Source organism: Brevibacterium sp. LAARM3_SD1, assembly GCF_057364765.1.
The window spans coordinates 35,779-57,073 of sequence record NZ_JBNFOL010000007.1 but is presented as its reverse complement, the minus strand read 5'-3'; the positions used below and the strand labels follow the sequence as shown (position 1 = coordinate 57,073).

Annotated in this window: 16 protein-coding genes and 1 pseudogene; 4 read left to right on the top strand and 13 right to left on the bottom strand. The window is 66.3% G+C overall.

Features of this window, described 5'->3' with window-relative positions:
* The first annotated feature begins 67 nt into the window (after window positions 1-67).
* On the top strand, window positions 68-1,237 hold the full coding sequence (locus AC2W7L_RS05905) for a sialidase family protein (protein ID WP_370036027.1): 1,170 nt from the start codon (window positions 68-70) through the stop codon (window positions 1,235-1,237).
* Between the two features lie 30 nt (window positions 1,238-1,267).
* On the opposite strand, the gene AC2W7L_RS05900 is transcribed toward AC2W7L_RS05905, so the two are convergent.
* Together AC2W7L_RS05900 and pdxA are read right to left on the bottom strand one after the other, a co-directional pair.
* Window positions 1,268-2,053 (bottom strand): DeoR/GlpR family DNA-binding transcription regulator, encoded by a 786-nt coding sequence (locus tag AC2W7L_RS05900; RefSeq protein ID WP_370036029.1) that lies wholly within the window; start codon window positions 2,051-2,053, stop codon window positions 1,268-1,270.
* 197 nt (window positions 2,054-2,250) lie between these two features.
* Window positions 2,251-4,806, bottom strand: a complete 2,556-nt coding sequence (gene pdxA / locus AC2W7L_RS05895; protein WP_486003681.1) for a 4-hydroxythreonine-4-phosphate dehydrogenase PdxA — start codon at window positions 4,804-4,806, stop codon at window positions 2,251-2,253.
* 140 nt (window positions 4,807-4,946) lie between these two features.
* On the opposite strand from pdxA, the gene AC2W7L_RS05890 reads away from it, so the two are divergent.
* Window positions 4,947-5,927 carry an aldo/keto reductase gene (locus tag AC2W7L_RS05890; RefSeq protein WP_486003680.1) on the top strand — a complete coding sequence of 327 codons (981 nt, stop codon included), beginning with the start codon at window positions 4,947-4,949 and terminating at the stop codon, window positions 5,925-5,927.
* Between the two features lie 43 nt (window positions 5,928-5,970).
* The gene (locus AC2W7L_RS05885) at window positions 5,971-6,864 is read left to right on the top strand and encodes a dihydrodipicolinate synthase family protein (protein WP_486003679.1); all 894 of its coding nucleotides are present in this window, start codon (window positions 5,971-5,973) and stop codon (window positions 6,862-6,864) included.
* A gap of 133 nt (window positions 6,865-6,997) precedes the next feature.
* On the opposite strand, the gene AC2W7L_RS05880 is transcribed toward AC2W7L_RS05885, so the two are convergent.
* From AC2W7L_RS05880 to AC2W7L_RS05840, 9 genes and pseudogenes are all read right to left on the bottom strand, one after another.
* The gene (locus AC2W7L_RS05880) at window positions 6,998-7,942 is read right to left on the bottom strand and encodes a phosphoglycerate dehydrogenase (protein WP_486003678.1); all 945 of its coding nucleotides are present in this window, start codon (window positions 7,940-7,942) and stop codon (window positions 6,998-7,000) included.
* The gene (locus AC2W7L_RS05875) at window positions 7,942-8,634 is read right to left on the bottom strand and encodes a hypothetical protein (protein WP_486003677.1); all 693 of its coding nucleotides are present in this window, start codon (window positions 8,632-8,634) and stop codon (window positions 7,942-7,944) included. Before AC2W7L_RS05875 ends, AC2W7L_RS05880 begins: the two co-directional genes overlap by 1 nt.
* Window positions 8,631-9,374: a hypothetical protein gene (locus AC2W7L_RS05870; RefSeq protein WP_486003676.1), complete on the bottom strand. Its 744-nt coding sequence runs from the start codon at window positions 9,372-9,374 to the stop codon at window positions 8,631-8,633. Before AC2W7L_RS05870 ends, AC2W7L_RS05875 begins: the two co-directional genes overlap by 4 nt.
* Before the next feature lie 440 nt (window positions 9,375-9,814).
* A complete protein-coding gene (locus AC2W7L_RS05865) occupies window positions 9,815-10,264 on the bottom strand; it encodes a cytosine permease (protein WP_486003675.1) in 450 nt (149 codons plus the stop codon).
* On the bottom strand, window positions 10,225-11,244 hold the full coding sequence (locus AC2W7L_RS05860) for a purine-cytosine permease family protein (protein ID WP_486003674.1): 1,020 nt from the start codon (window positions 11,242-11,244) through the stop codon (window positions 10,225-10,227). Before AC2W7L_RS05860 ends, AC2W7L_RS05865 begins: the two co-directional genes overlap by 40 nt.
* Window positions 11,245-11,469: 225 nt before the next feature.
* Window positions 11,470-12,606, bottom strand: a complete 1,137-nt coding sequence (locus tag AC2W7L_RS05855) for an acyl-CoA dehydrogenase family protein (protein ID WP_486003673.1) — start codon at window positions 12,604-12,606, stop codon at window positions 11,470-11,472.
* A 141-nt stretch (window positions 12,607-12,747) separates the two neighbouring features.
* Window positions 12,748-13,808 (bottom strand): annotated as a pseudogene (locus AC2W7L_RS05850) (CaiB/BaiF CoA transferase family protein).
* Between the two features lie 294 nt (window positions 13,809-14,102).
* Complete coding sequence (locus AC2W7L_RS05845; protein WP_486003672.1) at window positions 14,103-15,326, bottom strand: acetyl-CoA C-acetyltransferase; 1,224 nt, start codon at window positions 15,324-15,326, stop codon at window positions 14,103-14,105.
* Between the two features lie 269 nt (window positions 15,327-15,595).
* The gene (locus AC2W7L_RS05840) at window positions 15,596-16,489 is read right to left on the bottom strand and encodes a LysR family transcriptional regulator (RefSeq protein ID WP_486003671.1); all 894 of its coding nucleotides are present in this window, start codon (window positions 16,487-16,489) and stop codon (window positions 15,596-15,598) included.
* Window positions 16,490-16,824: 335 nt separating this feature from the next.
* On the opposite strand from AC2W7L_RS05840, the gene hutU reads away from it, so the two are divergent.
* Window positions 16,825-18,546, top strand: coding sequence for a urocanate hydratase (hutU, locus tag AC2W7L_RS05835; protein WP_486003670.1), 1,722 nt, complete (start codon window positions 16,825-16,827; stop codon window positions 18,544-18,546).
* Between the two features lie 142 nt (window positions 18,547-18,688).
* Here the strand turns inward: hutU and AC2W7L_RS05830 are convergent, their stop codons facing one another.
* Together AC2W7L_RS05830 and AC2W7L_RS05825 are read right to left on the bottom strand one after the other, a co-directional pair.
* On the bottom strand, window positions 18,689-19,579 hold the full coding sequence (locus tag AC2W7L_RS05830) for an SDR family oxidoreductase (protein WP_039211450.1): 891 nt from the start codon (window positions 19,577-19,579) through the stop codon (window positions 18,689-18,691).
* 47 nt (window positions 19,580-19,626) lie between these two features.
* Window positions 19,627-21,174, bottom strand: coding sequence for a phytoene desaturase family protein (locus AC2W7L_RS05825; protein WP_486003669.1), 1,548 nt, complete (start codon window positions 21,172-21,174; stop codon window positions 19,627-19,629).
* Between the last annotated feature and the right edge of the window lie 121 nt (window positions 21,175-21,295).

Here is a 21,295-nt window from a genome sequence, read left to right as displayed (position 1 = left end):
TGCCGTGCGAGCGATCCCGCCGAGTTAAGTACCCTGATTCCGTTGCCAAGACATGGAGGAGACACCCATGACACTGCTGTCCCAGCCCGCACTCGAACGAGTTCCCGCACCGTCGTCTGACGGCAGGCTCCGGTTCTTCGAGGACGATGGTTCCGCGGCCGCGGTGATCCCGACTGATCGGCGCTCGAATCACGCGCCGTCGATCCTGTCCCTGCCCGGCGGTGGTCTGCTGGCCGCCTGGTTCGGCGGCAGCGATGAGGGCAACAAGGACATCGACATCCTCGTCTCCCGGTTCGACGTCGATACGGGACGATGGACCGCCTCGGCGGCGGTGACCCACGATGAGATCCGATCGGATCAGAACCCCGGTCTCTTCGCAGCCCCCGACGGGACGATCTGGCTCGTCTATACCTCTCAGCTGTCGCGGCAGTCCGGGGTCCCCGAGACCTTCAACCTCCAGCACACCTCCGTGGTCAAGGTGATCCGTTCGACCGACGACGGAGCGAGCTGGAGCGAACCGGAGACGCTCTTCGACCGCGAAGGAACGTTCTGCCGACAGCCCATCCAGGTGCTTGAGGGTGGGACCTGGGCGCACACTCAGTGGCTGTGCTTCGACGATGATTCGAAGAACGGCTCCGACCAACCGGTCGTCCAGATCTCCGCGGATCAGGGATCGACCTGGAGACAGGTCGAATTCCCCGAGGCAGCCGGTCGGGTCCACCCGAACATCGTCGAGCTCGAGCCGGGACGACTCGTCAGCCTCTTCCGCTCACGCTTCGCCGACTGGGTCTACCTCAGCCGATCCGAGGACGGCGGAGAGACCTGGTCGGTGCCCGAAGCCACCGAGGTGCCGAACAACAATGCCGGGCTCAGCGCATTCCGTCTGCCCTCGGGCATGCTCGCTCTCGTCTCGAACGAGCACCAGGTCGCCACGGAACCCGGCGAGGTGGTCTGGCCGTACGAACGGATGCGGATCGTCATCGCGGTGTCGAACGATGAGGGCCGCACCTGGCCCGTGCGTCGAGTCATCGAGCCCGGTGACGGATTCTCCGGTGAGGGCAATCTGCGCAGCAATCGCCGTCAGGAGTACCCGCACGGCATCGTCGACGCCGACGGGCTCATCCACGTCGTCTACGCCTTCAGCTCCCGCCGGGCGATCCGGCATGTCGTCTTCGACGAGGAGTGGATCTCCGGAGTCGAGGATCAGGTCCACACTGACTGCAAGCTCTGGGGCTGAGTCCCGGGGCCTCTTCACGTCCTCGTGCCGTCAGCTCTGCACGGCGTTGCCCATCTGGTCGACACGGACGACGGTGATACCGCGGTCTTCGAACGGTGTGATCTGCGCCGGATCGGCCGAATCGTCGGTGACGAGAGTCCAGCCGTTGCCGAGGTCGGCCCAGGCGTGGAAGGGCCGCTGGCCGAGCTTCTCGGCATGGGCGAGAACGAAGACGTGGGTGGCGCGGCGGCTCATCAGCTCTTTGAGGCGAACCTGTTCGGGCAGAGCCTCGCACACTCCGTCCTCGGCGGTGACGGCATCGGCGCCGAGGAAGGCGAAGTCGAACGTGAATTTCTCCAGCCCCGCCTCGGTGATGGGGCCGATGAAGCCCTGGCTGACGGGGCGGTAACGACCGCCGAGGAGCGTGAACTCCACGTCCTCTAGGTCGGCCATCTGCTGCAGGGAAGTCAGGCCGGAGGACACCACGGACAGAGGGGCGGTATCCCGGAGCGCACGGGCGACCTGCGCGGTCGTCGTGCCGGCGTCGAGGAGCACATGCGAACCGGCAGGGACCTGCCGGGCGCACCAGGAGCCGATGGCCCGTTTCACCTCGGGGGCTTCGTGGGAGCGTTCGGCCAGCGTGGTCTCGGACTCTGAGGGGACGGCGATCACGCCGCCGTAGGTGCGTGCCAACTCTCCCGAGTCGGTGAGCTTTGCGAGGTCGCGACGGATCGTCGACGCGGTGACCCCGAGCATCTCCGACAGGGACTCGACACTCATCTCGCCCTGCGTCCGGACGAGCTGAAGGATCTCCTCGCGACGTTCGCCTGCGTTCATCACACTCCTGATCGGTAGTCGTTGATCGCCACTGTATCGCGGATTCTCGCGCGGATTGCGCAGAGCCGCCTCGGTGATGGGGCGGTTCGCGAACTCAGACTCGCGCGAACTGCGCAGAACATCCTCGGCGCAGGGGCTGGTCAGGGGCGGTCCTGACCGCGCATCGAGGCTGAGAACGGGCCGACGGCAGAGGCGGCTCAGACGACGGCGAGAGCCGCGGCCTGACGCATCGCCTCACTCATCGACTCGGTGTCGACCTTGCCGGTGCCGGCGATGTCGAAGGCGGTGCCGTGATCGACCGAGGTGCGGATGACCGGCAGGCCGACGGTGATGTTGACGCCGGCATCGATGCCGAGGACCTTGATGGGTCCGTGCCCCTGGTCGTGGTACATCGCGACGATGAGGTCGTAGTCACCGCGGCCGGCGAGGAAGAAGGCGGTGTCGGCGGACAGCGGCCCGACGGCGTCGATGCCGTCGGCCTGCAGCTTCGTGATCGCCGGAGTGATCTTCTCCTCCTCTTCGCCGTAGCCGAAGAGCCCGTTCTCACCGGCGTGCGGGTTGATCGCGCAGACGCCGATATGCGGCCGTTCCAGTCCGGCCCGGATGAGTGCGTCGTGGCCGCGGCGGACGGTGCGTTCGACGAGGCCGGGCTCGATCTTCGCCACGGCATCGATGAGTCCGATGTGGGTGGTCACGTGGATGACGCGCAGCTTGGGGGAGGAGAGCATCATCGAGACCTCCTCGGTGTCGGTGAGCGAGGCGAGCATCTCGGTGTGCCCGGGGTACTTGTGCCCGGCGGAGTGGAGGGCCTCCTTGTTGAGCGGCGCCGTGCAGATCGCCTGCACCTCACCGGACATGGCCAGCTGCGAGGCGCGTTCGATGTAGCGGAACGCGGCATCTCCCGCGACGGGGGAGAGTTCGCCCCAGGGCAGATCGCCCGGAAGGAGGGCGAGGTCGATGACGTTGATGACGCCGGGCACGTGCTCGGCATCGGCAGGGGAGTCGACGCGGCGGATCTCGACCGCGGTGCCGAGCACCTGCGCGGCCTGCTCGAGCCGTGCGGCATCCCCGATGACGACGGGGGCTGCGACCGCGAGCACCGACGGGTCGAGGCAGGCGGCGATGCAGATCTCGGGGCCGACGCCGGCCCCGTCGCCCATGGTCACTGCGACTGTGGGAAGCGCGTTCATTGACTCTCCTTCGTGGTTCGCGACGGTGGCCGCGGTGGTCGTGGTGGGCTCACCGGTGGTCAGAGCCGCGTGGATGAGGGTGAGGGAATCGGGTCCGCCCTGGCCGCCGGGCCGAGTGACGACGGCGGCGAGGTCGACATCGTCGGCAATGTTCGCCGAGGCGGTGCTGACCGTGGACAGCACCGCACCCGGGTGGATCTCGCGGATCGTTTCGATCCTGTGCACGCCGAGGCGGTCGAACACGGCGCTTGCCGTCTCTCCGCCGGCGGCAGCAAGGGCGACGGGCCCGAATCCGGACAGTGCACGGGTGGCGAGTTCGGCGAGGAAGCCCGGCAGCGGCCGAGGGTCGACGGAGGCTCCCGTGTCGGTGAGTCGGACGACGAGGTGGGACTCGGTCAGGGCCTCGCGTACGCGTGCGGCGGAATCGTCAAGACGGTAGGGGTCGTCGGCCCAAGCGGTTACCTCGGTGGCGGGGAAGTCGAGCACTCGAGTGTCCGAGTGGTCACGCAGGTGAGCGATCTGCGTCTCGATCCTCTCCGCAGCGGTGCCGAGGAGAGTGAGGACCCGTGTGGGCGTGCGCGGCAACGATGACGGGGCGGGCCGTTCAGCTGCTGTGTCACCCGCATCGGCCAGGGCAGATGCGTCGCTTGGTGCAGTGAGTCCGCCTCTTCGACGCTCGGCCAAGGCGCGCGCGAGTGCGGAAGTGCCGACGAGGACGGCCGAGGTCGCCTCGGCGAGAGCGACGATACGGGTGAGATCCTCCATCGTCTCGGCATCGGCGGTGATGAGGCGCTCGCCACCGACGCCGGCATTCGCGGCGTCGATACTGGCGTCCGCGCTGTCAACGGCGTCGCGGCTGTCAGCGGCGTCCGAACTGCGGCTGTCAACGACGTCGGCGAAGACGTCGGCAGCATCGGTGCCGGGCAGTGACCGCAGTTCGCCGAGGCCCAAATGACGGGCGGGGACGGGGCACAGATCCGATAGTGCCTCCGGTGCGCTGCCGTCCTCGAGGCTCCAGGCGCGGGTGCTGCTGAGCCGAATTCCGTTGTCGAAGGGCACTCCGCCGACGACCGTGCGGGCCTGCTGCGGAAGCGCCGGAGCGAAGATCACGAGGCCGCCCGCGTGGTCGAGGGCCGCAGTGAGCGCGGCGCGGATATTGCCGCGGAGCAGGGAATCGACCTTGATGAGTGTGGTGCGGGGCGAACCGAAGTCACGAAGTGCAGCTGCAGTGCGGGCGCCGGCCGACTCGGCCGGCAGATAACGGCAGTCGAGATCGACGACGAGGTCCCGGGGATCTGTGTCGGCCGCCTCGGCGAAAGATCGATCGGATTCTGAGCCGGCGTTCGCCTCGATGATGGTGTCATCCGCGCCGGCGTTCTCCTCGGCGATGGTGTCATCTGTGCCGGGGTTCGCCTCGGTGATGGTGTCATCTGTGCCGGTCGCGGACTCTGCACTCGACGAGGTGAGCACGATCGGGGTGCCCGGATCGAGTGTGGCGGCGACCTCGGCAGCGCCGCTGAGATCGTCGGCAATGACCAGGACACCGGATTCGCCTGCTGACATGGCACTCCTTTGCGTCCGGTCCGGCTGAACACCCTCTACACTGACATGTGTGCGCGAAATGCGCAAATTGTTGCACGATCCACGCACAAATGGGAAGATCGGTGTATCGACGATCTGCCCCACTCAACGAGGAGACTCCCTTGACCACAGACTCGACCATCACGCTCGACGGAGTCTCCGTCCCCCTGTCCCGGCTGGTGCTCGGCACGATGACATTCGGCGACACCGTGACCGAAGCGGCAGCGCACGAGGTCTTCGAAGCCGCCGTAGCGGCCGGGATCACCGGCATCGACACCGCCAACGGATATGCGAAGTCGAAGACGGAGAGCCTCATCTCGCCGCTGGTGAAGAAGCACCGGGACCGGATCGTGCTCGCGACGAAGGCAGGCATGCCCCACGCCGATGCCGGCGAGCATTCGCCGCTGTCCGCAGCGGGACTGCGCGCGAGCGTCGAAGGGTCCCTGCGCCGCCTCGACGTCGAGTCGATCGACCTCTTCTATCTCCACCAGCCCGACCGTGCGGCCTCGCTCGACGAGACGCTCGAGACCATCGCCGCCCTGCGCGCCGAAGGCAAGATCACCGCGCTGGGCTTCTCGAACTTCGCCGCCTGGCAGGCCGTCGACGTCATCGCCGCCGCCGAGCGCGCGGGCGCCCCGCGCCCCGTCGTAGCGCAGAACGTCTACAGCGTCCTGGCCCGCCGGATCGAGGACGAATGGCTCGAATGTGGACAGTCCCACGGCATCGCAACGATGGCCTACAACCCGCTGGCCGGGGGCCTGCTGGCCCGCCGCCCGTCGACCGATGGAACGGGGGATCGTTTCTCGGGATCCGTGCTGGCAGAGATGTACTCGCAGCGCTACCTCTCCGACTCCGTCCTCGCCGCGGTCGAGGCCTTTGCCGCCGTGGCCGACGATTCCGGGATCCCGCAGGCCGAGCTCGCCCTGCGCTGGGTTGCCGAGGCGCCCGGAATCTCCGCCCTGCTGCTCGGAGCCAGCCGAGTCTCCCAGCTTGAGGGCAATATCGCCGCGATCGCCAAAGGCCCGCTGCCGGCCGATGTGCTCACCGCCGTCGATGACGCCACCGCCGAAGTCCGCGGCTCCCAGCCGAAGTACAACCGCTGACCCGTCGCCGATCAACCACTCCACCACCTGAGAGGGAACCACCATGACAGCCACCCGAGGCATCCTCGCCGCCACCGCCACTCCGTTCGACGAAGACGAGAACATCGCCGAGGCGGCCCTGCGCGCCCATGTCCGCCGTCAGCTCACCGCCGGAGTCCACGGCATCTTCGCCCTCGGCACGAACGGTGAGTTCTACGCCCAGTCCGCGGCCGAGCGTGCCGAAGCCGCGCGGATCGTCATCGACGAGGTGGCCGGCGCCGTCCCCGTCGTCATCGGTGCCGGTGCCGCAACGACCCGGGAGACCATCGCGATCGCCGCCGATGCCGCTGCGGCCGGTGCCGACGCGCTGTCGATCATCACCCCGTACTTCGCGGTCGCCTCGCAGGTCGAGATCGAGAATCACTTCCGGGCCGTGGCCGACTCCGTCGACGTTCCGGTCATCGTCTACAACATTCCTGCGCGGACCGGCAATGCCGTGGCACCGGCGACGCTCGAAAAGCTCGCAGCCGTGGACAACATCACCGCGGTCAAGGACTCGAGCGGGAACTTCGACACGATTCTGCAGTACCTCGAGCGCACCGATCGCGAGACCTTTGACGTCATTTCCGGCAATGACTCCCTCATCCTCTGGACCCTGCTGGCCGGCGGTGCCGGAGGGATCAGCGGCATCGCGAACATCTATCCGGAGACCATGGCCTCGATCTATGACCTGTTCGTCGCCGGGGACATCGATGCTGCGCGCTCCGCACAGGACAGCATCCGCCCGATCCGCAACTGCCTGGCACTCGGCAACCCGAACACAGTGGTCAAGGCTGCCGCGAACGAGCGCGGATTCGGCCTCGGTCCGGCGCGGGCGCCGTTCAATGCGCTCTCGGACGAGGCGAAGAAGCAGGTCGCCGCGACGGTCGCCGCCGATGTGGAGCGCGGCCTGGCCTGATCTGACCGGGCAGGCAGTTTCCATCCGGCCCGAGACCCGAACTGTCGAAATGATCAGAGGGGCTGCACCGATCGGTGCAGCCCCTCTTGTCTACGATGCCGCTCTGTCTATGGCGACGGTGGTGCTTGGCGAATCAGACCACCGAGAAGCGCGGTTCCTCGCCCTGCAGCACCCGGACGACGTCTTCGACGGCCCACGTGCCCATGTTCTCGTTCGCAATATCGGAGTACGCGCCGATGTGCGGGGTGGCGACGAGATTCGGCGCGGAGAGCAGAGGGTCGTCCGCCGCCAGCGGTTCCGTGGCGAAGGCGTCCAGTGCGGCGAATGACAGCCGCCCGGATTCGAGGGCCCCGGCCAGAGCCGCCTCGTCGACGAGCCCGCCGCGGGCCGCGTTGATGAGCCCGGCACCCTTGGGCATCGTGGCGAGAAGCTCGGCATCGAGCAGCGGCTCGTCGCCACCGGGCAGGTGGAGGGTGAGGAAGTCGGACCTTGCGACCACCTCGGCGAGGTTCTGGGGCTCGGCCCCCGCCTCGGCGATGGCCTCATCCGGGACGTACGGATCGTACGCAGCGATGCTCAGGCCGAATCCTGCGGCACGCTTTGCGACCTCCCGTCCGATGCGGCCGAAGCCGAGGATGCCGAGGCGTTTGCCGCTCAGCTGCGAACCGAAGAACACGCCCCACTCACCGGCGCGCAGAGAATCCTCGGCCGCGCGGATCCGGCGGGCGCCCATGATGAGGAGTCCGAGCGTGAGGTCGGCGACGGACTCGGCATTCGCTCCGGGAGTGTTGACGACCCTGACTCCGGCAGCAGCGGCGGCGTCCAAGTCGATATTGTCGACCCCGGCTCCGTGCTTCGCGACGACCTTGAGGTCGGGGCAGGCGGCGAGCACCTCGGAGTCGATCCGATCGAGACCGACGATGACCGCCTCGGCGCCGGAGATCGCCTCGATGAGGTCCTGACCGGTCTTGGGATGATTCTCGGTCCGGTAGTCGAGGTCGAGGCCGAGTTGCGCGGATCGCGCACTCGGTCGCTGCGAATACTTGCCGAAGGACGGGGTGAGGACGGTGAGGCGCATCAGGCTCCGATCTCGATTCCGAAGGTCTCGAACACGGTGTAGATGCCCAGCAGACCGATCGCCAGGGAGGCGAAGACGAGCATCACCGTGAAGAAGTGGTTGGACTTGAACTCGGCCGGCACCTCTCGGGAGCGAAGGTACCAGACGGCGATGACGACGGCGACGAGGAAGACGCCGCTGGCCACCCCGCCGATCTGGACCATGATCACCGGGGACTGGATGATGAGGTAACTCAGCGCCCAGATGATCGGGAAGACCACGGTGAGCACACGGATGATGCGGCCACGGGTGAGGGTGTTCTCCCAATCGAAGACGCCGAGGATGGACACCGTGTTCGTCCACAGCCGGGGCACGCTCGCGGTCGACGCGATGAAGGTCGAGAAGAGGACGGCGAACGCGCCGATGAGGAAGATCCAATAGCCGGCTTCGCCCATCGTCGAGGAGTACATCGACGACAGCGTGGTGATCATGTCGTTGCCCTCGGGCACGAGGTTCTGCGGGTGGAGGATAGCCGCGCCGATGACGTAGAAGGACATCGTGCACACGGTCGAGACGATCCAGGAGACGAGCACATCCGTGCGCATCACCGAGATCCAGCCGCGGGCGCGGCGGGCGCGTTCCTCGGTGCCGTCGTTCGGGCCGGAGTAGCGGGCATAGCCCTTTTCGAGGCACCAGTAGGTGTAGGTCGTCATCTCGTCGCGCCGACGCCGGTGATGCCGAACATCGCGACCGCGAAGCCCAGCGTGCCGGCGGGAATGGCGAAGGTCAGTCCGCTCATGACGTCCGCCGAGGTGTAGGCGAAGTCGGTGAAGGGCAGCGATACTGCGAGTCCGACAGTGGAGACCGTGAAGATGATGACCGCACCGACGGAGAACTTCTCGACGATGCTGTACTTGTTCGTCACGAGCAGGGCGATGACGACCGCGAGCGAGACGACCGTCCAGAAGACGAGAGACGGAGTCGAGAGCGGCTCGCCGAAGACAGGCAGCATGATGCTCAGTGCAGCGACGGCACCGCCGATGATGCCGCCGCGCTGGAGGACCTTCGCGAAGTCCATGAGGATCCACAGCAGGTTGATCCAGCCGGCACGCCCGATGAGGCGGGGACCGACGTGGCCGTAGCCTTCGAGCGCGGGCTTGCCGGAGAGGATGGTCCACTGCGCGAGCTCGAGCTGGACCCAGACCTTGACCGCGGTGGAGATGATGACGAGCCAGAGGAGGACGAAGCCGGCCTTGGCACCGAGAGCCGTGGTGGTGATGAGTTCGCCGGAGCCGATGACTGCGGCCGAGATGACAAGACCGGGACCGAGGTACTTGAGCTTGCCCGCAAAGGTTGTGGGCGGTTCGAGCACGTCCTTGGGGTCGAGGTGGTAGGGGTCGACGGCGGCTTCGGCGCCTGTGCGATCGTCCCGGTCGATGTTCTGCGCGGTCATACTCGGCTTCCTTGCACGGAGGTGGATCTGTCCATTGATCGTGCCGGTGCCTCGGGGCGAATCAGAGCACGACGGCCCCGTCGGCACGGCTCATGCAAGTGTGCCACCGATTGCGTGATGTGCGCAACATGAATGCATGAACTGCGCATTCAGGGTTGGTTTGGCGCTGATGAAGTGCTCGTTGTGAGCGAGACGTGGCCTTTCGGCTGGAGTGAGCTTGCGGTGACCGATTCCCTGCACGGTGTGAGCCGTTGATGTCTCCTGCGGGTGGATCCGCCTCGATCGCAATGCAAATCTCGAGGAGGATCCATCCGCAGGGAACATGACGACCGCGGGTCGGCAGCGAAACACGCTGCCGACCGACGGCCGTTGGAGGAGTGGAACCACCCGCCGAGGTCAGCTGCCCGGATAGGGCGGGGCCGCCTCGGTGAGGGTGGGGCTCACGTGCGCTCGAGTTCCTCGAGGCTGGGGTAGATCGTCTCCTTCGGGGCGACTCCGTGGTTGCGGATGAGCACGAAGTAGAGGACGAAGGTGACGACGATGCCCACGAGCCACGAGATGTCCGCGCCGCCGAGCTTCGCGACCAGCGGCCCGGTGTAGAAAGACTGCGCGAGGAACGGGATCTGAACGATGACGCCGATGCCGTAGGCGACCAGTGCACGCCAGTTCCAGTTGCCGTAGCGACCGTGACGGTCGTAGAAGGCGGGGATGTCGAAGCGGTCCTTCGAGATCAGGTAGTAGTCGGTGAGGTTGATGACCGACCATGGGGTGAACACCATCAACAGCGCGAGCACGAAGTTCTTGAAGTTCGCGAGGAAGTCCGCCGAGGCCAGCAGCGCCACGAGCACGGTCAGGGTGACGATGCCGATGACGAATACCGCGCGGTCCACCGACGGATGGTCGCCCTGTTGCCAAAGGAGGTGAGGATCGTCAGCGTGCACATGAACGCGCCGTAGGCGTTGAGAGTGTTGACGGTGAGCTTGCCCAGGAGGATGACGATGAAGATGAGGAATGCGAACACGCCCCCGCCGACGATGTCACCGACATAGGCGACCTGGTTCTCGACGAACAGATTGCCCGACTCCGTCATGGCGGCGGCGCCGATGAGCGCGCCCAGGGTCATCGACCACTGCGAACCGATGACCGATCCGCCGAAGGTGAACCAGAAGGTCTTCGAGGATGGGGTCGAGCGCGGCAGGTAGCGCGAGTAGTCGGCGACATACGGACCATAGGTCAGCTGCCAGCCCACGGACAGTGCGATTGCGGAGAGGAAGGAAGGGAAGGCGAAGGACGAACCCGAGATCAGCCCGGGAACGTCGACCTGGGTGAGCACGCAGTAGGTGATGAAGAGGAACCCGAGCAGACCCGTCACCGAGGAGATCCGTCCGAGGACGTGGATGTACTTGTATCCCAGCAGGGCCACCAGGGCGGTGAGCGCGCCGAAGATGACGATGCCGATCCAGGGGGTCTGTGCGCCGATGATGAGGTTGACGGCCTGGCCGGACAGCACCGCACCCGTTGAGGCGAAGCCGATGTACATGAGAACGACGAGCACGAGCGGAATGATCGCGCCGATGATGCCGAACTGCGCCCGCGAGGAGATCATCTGCGGAAGACCCAGCTGCGGCCCCTGTGCCGAATGCAGCGCCATGACGATGCCGCCGATGACATTGCCGATGAGCAGGCCGATGATGGCCCAGAGCGCATCGGCGCCGAAGACGACGGCCAGAGCTCCATCGACGATCGCGGTGATCTGAGTGTTGGCGCCGAACCACAGAGTGAACTGGGACCGTGGCGTTCCGTGACGCTCGGCGTCAGGCACCATCTCGATGGACCGCTTCTCGATCCCCGAATTGGTCGTACTAGCCAAGATTGCCTCCTTTGAGTGATGAATCAGACTCAGTCAACACCCAAAGACGATGAGAGACGAGACCCGAATCACATATTCCGTCCGATATTTCGGAACATCTGCAGGGTGGAATGAACAGAGGGACTCAACGGCGAACGAATCGCCCCTCAAACTCGCCTCGATCGTATTCTCGGGCGGATTTCTGTGCTGTTTCGATCGATTCTCCGGCTTGTTTCAGCCGATTCGTCAGGACAGAGAGCGGGCGATGATCGTGCGCTGGATCTCCGAGGAGCCTTCGTAGATGCGGTAGATCCTCGCATCGCGGACATAGCGTTCGAGCGGAAAGTCCCGGGTGAAACCGTAGCCGCCGTGGATCTGCAGAGCCTCGTCGGCGATGAAGGCGGCCGCCTCGGAGGCGGCGAGCTTCGCGGTCGCCGAAGACCGAGTGAAATCGACTCCCGTATCGCGCTGTTCGGCGGCGTCCATCGTCAGCAGCCATGCCGACCGGTACTTCGTGTACATGTCCGCGAGCTTGAACGCGATGCCTTGGAGCCTGTTCAGCGGTTTCCCGCTGATCTTGCGCTCGCCCGCCCACGCCACGGCGGCGTCGAGGGCGGCCTTGCCGATTCCCAGGCTCATCGCCGCGACCTCGATGCGACCACGGTCGAGCACGCGCATTGCCGTGGTGAAGCCCTCGCCTGCGTTCCCGAGGAGGGCCTCCTCGGGGACGACCGTGTCGATGACGAACTCGTAGACCGGACTTCCCCGCAGACCCATCGTCTTCTCCGGGGGATTGAAGTCCAACCCCGCCGAGGCGGCCGCGGTGTCGACGATGAATGCGCTGATTCCCTTGTGGCCGGCATCGACGTCGGTCTTCGCGTAGACGATGATGAAGTCCGCGAAGCCGGCGTTCGTGATGAAGCACTTCGTGCCCTTGAGATGCCATCCGCCGTCGACCCGTGTGGCCTTCGTCGACATCTCCGCCGGGTTGGACCCGGCCCCCGGCTCGGTCAGCCCGAAGGAACCGATGACTTCGCCGGCTGCGGCCCGCGGCAGCCACGCTTCGCGTTGGGCGTCGGTGCCGCCGAGGAGGATCGAATCGGTGGCGAGGAACTGCGCGGTGACGATCGACGCTGTCGACGCGCACGCCTCAGTGATGGCGGCGACCATCTGGCTCATCGCCACCGAACCGACGCCGGGTCCGCCGAATTCCTCGGGCAGGTTGAGCCCCATGACCCCCACCTCGGCGAGGGTCTTCAGCGTCTCATCCGAGACGCGTTCGTTCGCGTCTGCGGAGGCCGCCTGCGGGGCGAGGACGTCCTTGCTGATCTGGGCGACGGCGTCGACGAGTTCCTGTTCATCGGCGGTGATGTCGAAGGCCATAAGAGTGCTCCTTTGCAGTGGGGGTCGGTTCGATGGAATTGGACGGGGCCCGGATCGGGAAGATCAGGGAATCCCGGCGGAGAGGCCAGGGGATTCGTGCGGAGTGCGCCGCCTCGGCGAGGTTGGCGCCAGCCGGTCAGGTCAGGGTGCGTCGGTGGGTGCGGAGAAGTCGGCATTGTGTTCGCCGAGGCGGGGCGCCGGAAGCACGGACGCGGGCCGCGCTCCGTTGACGAGGAGCGGGTGGCCGAGGAAGGCGTGCCCGGACCGGGGATCGGTGGCAGTGAGATCGCGATCTGAGCCGATGGGGCCGGTGACCGCCTCGGCGAAATCGAGGACGGGAGAGTTTGGGATTCCGGCTGCATCGAAGATCTCGCACAGCTCGGTCACGGTGCGCCCGGTGGTGAACTCTTCGATCTCGATGCGCAGGGCCTCGTCGTTGTCCGAGCGGTGAGCGTCGGTGGTGAAGCGCGGATCCGTTGCCAGCTCCGGCTTGCCGAGGGTGGCGGCCAGGGTGCCGAAGAGACGGTCGTTGGCCACAGCGATGACGAGCAGCCCATCGGCTGCGCGGTAGGTGTCGAAGGGCGCCGAGACCGGGTGGCGGTTGCCGACCCGGGTGGGAGCGGATCCGGCGGAGTGGATGGAGGCGTTCGTCGGCTGCATGGCGAGCATGACGTCGAGCATCGGGATGTCGATATGGGCGCCTTCGCCGGTCGTCTGCCGGTGGAAGAGCGCCGACGAGATGCCAAAGGCGGCGAAGACTCCGGCGGAGACGTCGGCGATCGATTCGCCCACGCGGGTGGGCGAGCCGTCGGGGAAGCCGGTCGAGGCCATGAGGCCGCTCAGGGCCTGGATGACCGTGTCATAGGCGGACGTCCCGCCTGGCTGCCGTGCTGCCCGAAGCCGGAGATCGACGCGTAGACGATATCGGGCTTCACAGCCTTGAGGTCCTCATAGGACAGACCGAGCTTTGCGGCGACGCCCGGGCGGAAGTTTTCGACGACGACATCGCAGGTCTTGATGAGGTCGAGCAGGCGAGCGTGGTCTTCCGGGTCTTTGAGATCGGCCTCGATCGAGCGCTTTCCGCGGTTGAGTCCGGTGAAGTACGTCGACCCGGAATCGGTGAAGGGTCCGAGATGTCGGGAATCGTCCCCGTGGCCGGGCATCTCGATCTTGATGACCTCGGCGCCCTGATCGGCGAGCATGGCGGTGGCGTAGGGACCGGCGAGAACTCGGGAGAAATCGGCGACCCGAACCCCGGTCAGCAGCTGCTTCGTTGCGTTCATGATTTTCATCCTCGGCGCTGACCAGGGCGAAGACAACGGGGTGTGAGACGTTTTCGTCCGAAGTGTCGGACGGAGGTGTCGGACGTCCCGAAGCTCCGACGGGCCGTCTGCCCCCGGGGCGGAGTTCCGGCACCCAATGCACGTTGCCCTGGCCGGAAGAGCTTCCGGCCAGGGCAGTGCACTGAGTTCTTCTCGTCGTGAGACGAGCGGGCCTCAGGCCACGCGTTCGAAGACCGCGGCCATTCCCTGACCGCCGCCGATGCACATCGTCTCAACGCCGTAGCGCGAACCGCGGCGATCCATCTCCCGCAGCAGGGTGGCGAGGATGCGCCCACCGGTCGCGCCGACCGGGTGGCCCAGTGAGATGCCCGAACCGTTGACATTGAGTCGTTCGGCGAAGTCGGATTCGGACAGTTTCCATTCGGTCGTGCAGGCGAGCACCTGCGCCGCGAATGCCTCGTTGAGTTCGATGAGGTCGATATCGCCGAGTTCGAGACCCGCGCGCTGCAGTGCCTTCGCGGTCGCCGGGACCGGGCCGATGCCCATGGTTTTCGGCGGCACACCGGCCACGGCCCAGCTGCGCATGCGGGCGAAGACCCGCAGACCCAGCTCGGCGGCCTTGGCCGCGGTGGTGACGATGCACAGAGCAGCGCCGTCGTTCTGGCCTGAGGCATTGCCGGCGGTCACCGTGGCCTCATCGTCGGACTTCCCGAGCATCGGCTTGAGCTTCGCGAGCTTCTCGACCGTCGACCCGGGACGGATGTGCTCATCGGTCGTGATGACCTGTTCGGGGGTCTTCCGGGTGGCCGGCAGCGTGATCGGCACGATCTCGTCGGCGAACTTCCCTTCTTCCGTCGCCGAGGCGGCCCGACGATGCGATTCGACCGCGTAGGCGTCCTGGTCCTCGCGTGAGATCTTGTATTCCCGACGCAGGTTCTCCGCGGTTTCGATCATTCCGCCGGGCACCGGGTAGTCGTTGCCGCCTGCGGTGAGGCGGCCGCGGACGAGACCGTCCTTGAGCTCGATGTTGCCGCCCCTGACGCCCCAGCGGATCTCCTCATTGAAGAACGGTGCGCGGCTCATCGACTCGACGCCGCCGGCAACGACGAGGTCGGCGAAGCCGGCTGAGATCATTGCGTGAGCGTCGGCGATCGCCTGCAGGCCGGAGCCGCAGCGACGGTCGACCTGGCGGCCGGGAACGGTGATCGGCAGTCCCGCATTGAGGGCGACGACGCGGCCGATCGCCGGAGTCTCCATGTGCGGATAGCAGTTGCCGAGGACGACATCCTCAATGGCTTCGCCTGGCAGGTTGGTCTTCTCCAGCAGAGCTGTGAGGACCTGTCGGCCGAGCTCCTCATGCGGCACGTCCTTGAACTGTCCGCCGAATCCGCCCACGGGGGAGCGGAGAGGTTCGCAGATGACGATGTCTTCGGACACAGGGTCTCCCTCTGGTTGCGGTCGCACCGTCCCGCTTGTGGGGCCGGAACGTCGACACGATCGGCATCACTGCCGAATTTGGTATTAATACTTTCCCATTTATGAACATATCCGAATGGATTGCGCCCGACAAGGGTGCGTCTCAATGAATGGGCTTCATCGTGACGGCGCGGCACTGGTGGGTGGGTCGCCTCGGTGACGGTATGCGGGGTCGCTGGATTCGATTCGCAAGATTCGCCAGCCTGGCCGGCTTGCGGCGGCCAGGCCGCTCAGCGGACGGTCGGCAGTACCGCCTCGGCGACATCGAGCACCGTGTTCAGGGCTGCGTCCTGCTGATCGAGTCGGTAGGCGAGGTGGAGCTGGGTGGCTTCGTTCGGGAGATCGAGCGGAACCGCGGTGATCCGCGAGTCGTAGCCGGCGGCGACGGAATCGAACGTAATCGTCACGCCCATCCCGGCGGCCACGAGCGCGGAGATCGACTGCGAGTCGGGGGCCTCCTGGACGGTGCGCGGGCTGAACCCGGCGTCGAGGCACAGGCGCATGGCGGTCTCGCGCAGGTTCGAATTCGGTCGTGCGGGCAGGAGGACAAAGGGTTCGTCGGCGAGTTCCTTGACGCCGATCTTCTTCCGCTTCGCCAGGCGGTGAGAGCTCGGCATGGCGACGCATGGACGCTCGATCGCCACGGGGCGGCCGGCGATGAGCGGGGGCCGACGGCGCCAGCGGACCAGCGCGAGGTCGAGGGTGCCGTCCATGATCCGCTCGAGGCCTTCGTCGGCGTAGACCGTCGACTCGAGGTGGAAGGTGATGCCCGGATTGCGTTCGTGTGAGGCCGCCACGAGGGTGGCGGCCAGGTCGCGGGAGGACGGGTGCGAGTAGCCGAAGCGGACGCGGCCGACCTCACCGCTGGAGGAGCGGTGGACGGATTCGACGGCGGCCTGCTGGGTGGCGAGCATGTGCTTGGCCGGCTCGAGCAGGGCTTCGCCGGCGGGGGAGAGGCTGACTGAGCGGGTCGTGCGTTGGAACAGAGAGGCGCCGAGCTCGGTCTCCAGGGACCTGATGGTGCGGCTTAGCGGGGGTTGGGCCATGCCGAGGCGTTCGGCGGCGCGGCCGAAGTGGAGTTCTTCGGCGACGGCGACGAAGGCGCGGATCTGCTGCAGCTCCAACGTTTCTCCGTTCGGTTCGCTCTGGTCGGTTCTCGGTGTGGGTGGATCATTATCATTGCACGATTCGGCAATAATGCCAGGTGTGTTTACCGAAGCGCGGGTTCCTCTTCGTGGGGTGGATTGGATCTGTTCCCGGGCTGCGAGTTTCTGCCGTCAATTTCAGTCTGTCCGAAATGTCGGACGGAACTTGAAGCGGGCCACTTCCGCATTCTGCTCCAGTCGTCAGAATGGATGGTGTAGTCAGAGCCGACAGCGCAGGGGAGCCCACGCCTCGGCGCGACGGCGAAGCGGCAGCCAAGCATCCGCCTCGTCGGACACAGCGACAAGGAGAACCCATGACCACCAAGCCGTCGTTCACCCAGCACGACCCGTCCCGCGTCATTCGCGCCGACCGCGGAACCGAGATCACCGCGAAGTCCTGGCAGACCGAAGCCCCCAAGCGCATGCTCATGAACAACCTCGACCCCGAGGTCGCCGAACGCCCCGAAGACCTCGTCGTCTACGGCGGCACCGGTCGCGCCGCCCGCTCCTGGGAAGCCTACGATGCGATCGTGCGCACCCTCGACGACCTCGAGGACGACGAGACCCTGCTCATCCAGTCGGGCAAGCCCGTCGGCGTCATGCGCACCCACGAATGGGCCCCGCGCGTGCTCATCGCCAACTCCAACCTCGTCGGAGACTGGGCCAACTGGGAGCACTTCCGCGAGCTCGAAGCCGAAGGCCTCATGATGTACGGCCAGATGACCGCCGGGTCCTGGATCTACATCGCCACCCAAGGCATCCTCCAGGGCACCTACGAGACCTTCGGCGCCATCGCCCGCAAGCGCTTCGACGGCACCCTCGCCGGAACCCTGACCATCACCGCCGGCTGCGGCGGAATGGGCGGAGCCCAGCCGCTGTCCGTGACCCTCAACGGCGGCGCCTGCCTCATCATCGACGTCGACAAGACCCGCCTCGACCGTCGCAAGGGCAAGCGCTACCTCGACGAGGTCGAAACCGACCTCGACACCGCACTGGCCAAGGTCATCGAGGCGAAGAAGAACAAGCAAGCCCTGTCCGTCGGGCTCGTCGGCAACGCCGCCGAGATCCTCCCGCTCATCCTCGACCGCCCTGAGGCAGCCGAAGTCGACATCGTCACCGACCAGACCTCGGCCCACGACCCGCTGTCCTACCTGCCGGTGGGCGTGAGCGTCGACGACTGGCACGAAGAGGCCGAGCAGGATGCGGAGAAGTTCACCATCCGCGCCGAAGAATCCATGGCCAAGCACGTGAAGGCCATGGTCGAATTCCAGGACCGCGGCGCCGAGGTCTTCGACTACGGCAACTCGATCCGCGACGAAGCTCGCAAAGCCGGCTATGACCGTGCGTTCGAATTCCCGGGCTTCGTCCCCGCCTATATCCGCCCCCTCTTCTGCGAAGGCCTCGGACCCTTCCGCTGGGTCGCGCTGTCCGGCGACCCGAAGGACATCGAGGTCACCGACCAGGCTCTCAAGGAGCTCTTCCCCGAGAACGAACACCTCCACACCTGGCTCGACGCCGCCAACGAATACGTCGAGTTCGAAGGCCTGCCGGCACGCATCTGCTGGCTCGGATACAAGGAACGCCACCAGGCCGGCCTGCTGTTCAACAAGCTCGTCGCCGAAGGCAAGATCTCGGCCCCGATCGTCATCGGCCGTGACCACCTCGACTCCGGGTCCGTCGCCAGCCCCTACCGCGAGACCGAATCCATGCTCGACGGCACAGACGCCGTGGCCGACTGGCCGCTGCTCAACGCCCTGGTCAACACCTCCTCGGGTGCTACCTGGGTGTCGATCCACCATGGAGGCGGCGTCGGCATCGGCCGCTCCATCCACGCCGGTCAGGTCTCCGTGGCCGACGGCACCGAACTGGCCGCGAAGAAGCTCGCCCGCCTGCTCACCAATGACCCGGGCATGGGCGTCATCCGCCACGTCGACGCCGGCTACGACCGCGCCTCCGAGGTCGCTGAAGAGCGTGGCCAGCGCGTGCCGATGATCCCCGAGCTCGACAAGCGCGACGAGGAATCTGCCGCACAGTAAGCAGTAAGCGAAGTTGCGTCGACGGCGCGGTCGCTGAATAGCTCGAAAAAAGTCGGGCAGCACAGTTTTGAAACAGTGCTGCTCGACTTTTTGTGTGCCGCGGGGAATTGTCGACCGCGAGTAATCGGCTGCGCTGCGAACCCTACTCGTCGAGGAAGAGGTCGAGCTCGAGGTCGTTGGGCCCGTGACCGACGGAGCCGGGCTTCGACGCATCATGGGCGTAAGCCGAGAGGTCTGTGACACCTTGAGCCGCCAACACCTCGTCGTCGATGAAGAAATTGCCGGTGACCTCGCGGGGGCCGCTGGTAAGGATCACCCATGCCGCCTCGGCCATGATCTCGGGCTTGCGGCTGCGCGCCATGAGCTGTTCGCCGCCGAGGAGGTTGTTCACAGCGGCCGTTGCGATCGTCGTCCGTGGCCACAGGCTGTTCGCCGCGACTCCGGCCTCGCGCTGCTCCTCGGCCAGCCCGAGCGTGACCAGCGACATCCCGTACTTCGCCATCGTGTAACCCAGGTGTCTGCCCGCCCATGCCGGATTGAGGTTGAGCGGCGGGGAGAGCGTGAGCACATGCGCGGCGTCCGAGGCTCGGAGGTGCGGCAGGGCCGTTTTGGCCAGAAGGTAGGAGCCACGTGCGTTGATCGAGTTCATGAGATCGAACTTCTTCATCGGCAGGTCCTCGACTGGGGAGAGGTCGATAGCGCTGGCATTGTTGACGACGATGTCGATCCCCCCGAAGGCCTCAACGGTCTTCGCGACCGCCTCGGCGACGGATTCGTCGCTGCGGACGTCACCGATGATCGGCAGGGCCTTGCCGCCGGCCGCCTCGATCTGCTCGGCCGCAGTGTAGACCGTGCCCTCGAGCTTCGGATGGGGTTCCGCGGTCTTCGCCAGCAGCGCGATATTCGCCCCGTCCTGGGCTGCGCGCAGAGCGATCGCCAGTCCGATTCCACGGCTGCCGCCGCTCATGATGATCGTCCGTCCGGCCAGCGATCGGGTGGAATATCCCTCGCCGAGGTGGCTGTCAGTGGTCATCGTTCGTCTCCTTTGTCCATGGTCCGAATGGGTATCTGTGATGCAGGCTACTCGGTAAGAGCGTTCTGCGGGGTACTAAGGCCGATGGAAGTCCCGACGCTGTCGGCGGAAGCCACAAGGCCGTCGATGCGGTCGAGGTCGGTAGTGGCACGCTGACCACGGAGGTCGGCGATGGCGCGTTTTGCAGCGAGGAAGCCGCACATGCCGTGGGCACCCGGGCCCGGCGGCACCGCAGCCGAGCAGAGGTAGATCCCCTGCTCCTGTCTGTGCGAACCGCCTTTGCGCGGACTCAACCGATAGGGGTCCAGGCCGGGAGCGGGACCAAGGACGAGCTGCAGCGGGTCCTTCCGTCCGGTGAGGATGTCCCCGCCGACGAAGTTCGTGTTCATCGTCTCGATCTCGGAGGTTCCTCGCGGAGTCACTGCCAGGATCCGATCCCGGGCCCCCGGGGCGAAGCGCTCGATCTGAGCGAGTATTGCCTCGGTGGCATCGCCATCGAACCCCTGCGGCACATGCGCATAGGCATCGATGGGTACGACGGAACTCTGGCCTCTGTCGGGATCGGCCAGGTGCTGTTGCGCGAGAAGGGCGTAGGGGTGGTCGGGCATTCGACCCTGCGCGACGTCCTTCTCCGCTGCGGCCACCTCGGCATAAGAACCTCCCAGATGGACCGTGCCCGCCCGGCGGGACGGCTCGTGTGTCCACGGGATACCGCCCTCGACGGCCAAGGCCACCTTGAATGCGGCCGGGCCGGGCTTCCACCGGCGCAGGCCCGCTCGGGCGGCACGGGATAGACGCTCGCCGGCGATCCGGTTCGCTTCCTCGGGACCGGTGTCGAGCATGAGGATGTCGGGGGTTCCGAGGTCCCGGACATTGTCGATGCGACGTCCGGCCTCGATTCGCCCACCGAGGCTGCTCAGTAGGGAAGCCATCGCCTCGGTGATCTTTCCTGACCCGCCGATCGCCACAGGCCAACCGAAATAGTGAGCGGCCGAGGCCAGTGAGGTGCCGATCGCCGCAGACAGCGGTATGTCGAAGGGGCCGAACGTGTGGGCGGCGACTCCGGCCCACAGAGCTTTGGCCTCCTCAGTTCGGAAGAAACGGGCAACGGCGGCCGCAGGCAGGGCCGCGCGCATGCCGAGCGTCGCGAGATGGAATGGGTGGCGAGGAATGTGGATGAGAGATTGGAGGAACTCGTCGGCCACGGTGGGCATCCGTGAGGCGACGGGGGAGAAGAAGCGGCGGTATGAGTCCGCATCGGCACCTAGGCCACGCGAGGTCTCGACGACCGAGCGCACGGCGGCGGCACCTCGGCCGCCATCGAGGGGGTGGGAGAACTCGACCTCGGTGAACGCCCATTCCAAGCCGTGGGCAGTGAGGTCGAAGGTGCGGGAGAATTCCGCGGCGAGGCCGAAAGGATGGTGGCTCGAGCACTCGTCGTGGATGAGACCGGGCAGAGTGAGCTCGGCGCTGCGGGCGCCCCCACCCAACCGGTCCGCGGCCTCATAGACGGTGACCGAGACGCCTGCAGCAGCCATTGTGATGGCTGCTGCCAGTCCGTTCGGGCCACTGCCAATCACAGCAGCGGTCGTCATTGTTCACTCCTCGGTCGGAATCCGGACCGGCGGGCGCCGGTCTCTGCAGATGATGGTCTCTGCGCATCAATGGTGTCTGTATCGGGTGCAGTCGGCGGACCAAGTGTCCGCCGACCGCACC

Excerpts from the sequence above, each read along its gene's own strand:
- AC2W7L_RS05885 (WP_486003679.1), top strand. The coding sequence starts at position 5,971 with ATGACAGCCACCCGAGGCATCCTCGCCGCCACCGCCACTCCGTTCGAC.
- AC2W7L_RS05825 (WP_486003669.1), bottom strand. The coding sequence starts at position 21,174 with ATGACGACCGCTGCTGTGATTGGCAGTGGCCCGAACGGACTGGCAGCA.
- hutU (WP_486003670.1), top strand. The coding sequence starts at position 16,825 with ATGACCACCAAGCCGTCGTTCACCCAGCACGACCCGTCCCGCGTCATT.
- AC2W7L_RS05870 (WP_486003676.1), bottom strand. The coding sequence starts at position 9,374 with ATGACCGCGCAGAACATCGACCGGGACGATCGCACAGGCGCCGAAGCC.
- pdxA (WP_486003681.1), bottom strand. The coding sequence starts at position 4,806 with ATGTCAGCAGGCGAATCCGGTGTCCTGGTCATTGCCGACGATCTCAGC.
- AC2W7L_RS05875 (WP_486003677.1), bottom strand. The coding sequence starts at position 8,634 with ATGACGACCTACACCTACTGGTGCCTCGAAAAGGGCTATGCCCGCTAC.
- AC2W7L_RS05855 (WP_486003673.1), bottom strand. The coding sequence starts at position 12,606 with ATGGCCTTCGACATCACCGCCGATGAACAGGAACTCGTCGACGCCGTC.
- AC2W7L_RS05830 (WP_039211450.1), bottom strand. The coding sequence starts at position 19,579 with ATGACCACTGACAGCCACCTCGGCGAGGGATATTCCACCCGATCGCTG.
- AC2W7L_RS05880 (WP_486003678.1), bottom strand. The coding sequence starts at position 7,942 with ATGCGCCTCACCGTCCTCACCCCGTCCTTCGGCAAGTATTCGCAGCGA.
- AC2W7L_RS05900 (WP_370036029.1), bottom strand. The coding sequence starts at position 2,053 with ATGAACGCAGGCGAACGTCGCGAGGAGATCCTTCAGCTCGTCCGGACG.
- AC2W7L_RS05905 (WP_370036027.1), top strand. The coding sequence starts at position 68 with ATGACACTGCTGTCCCAGCCCGCACTCGAACGAGTTCCCGCACCGTCG.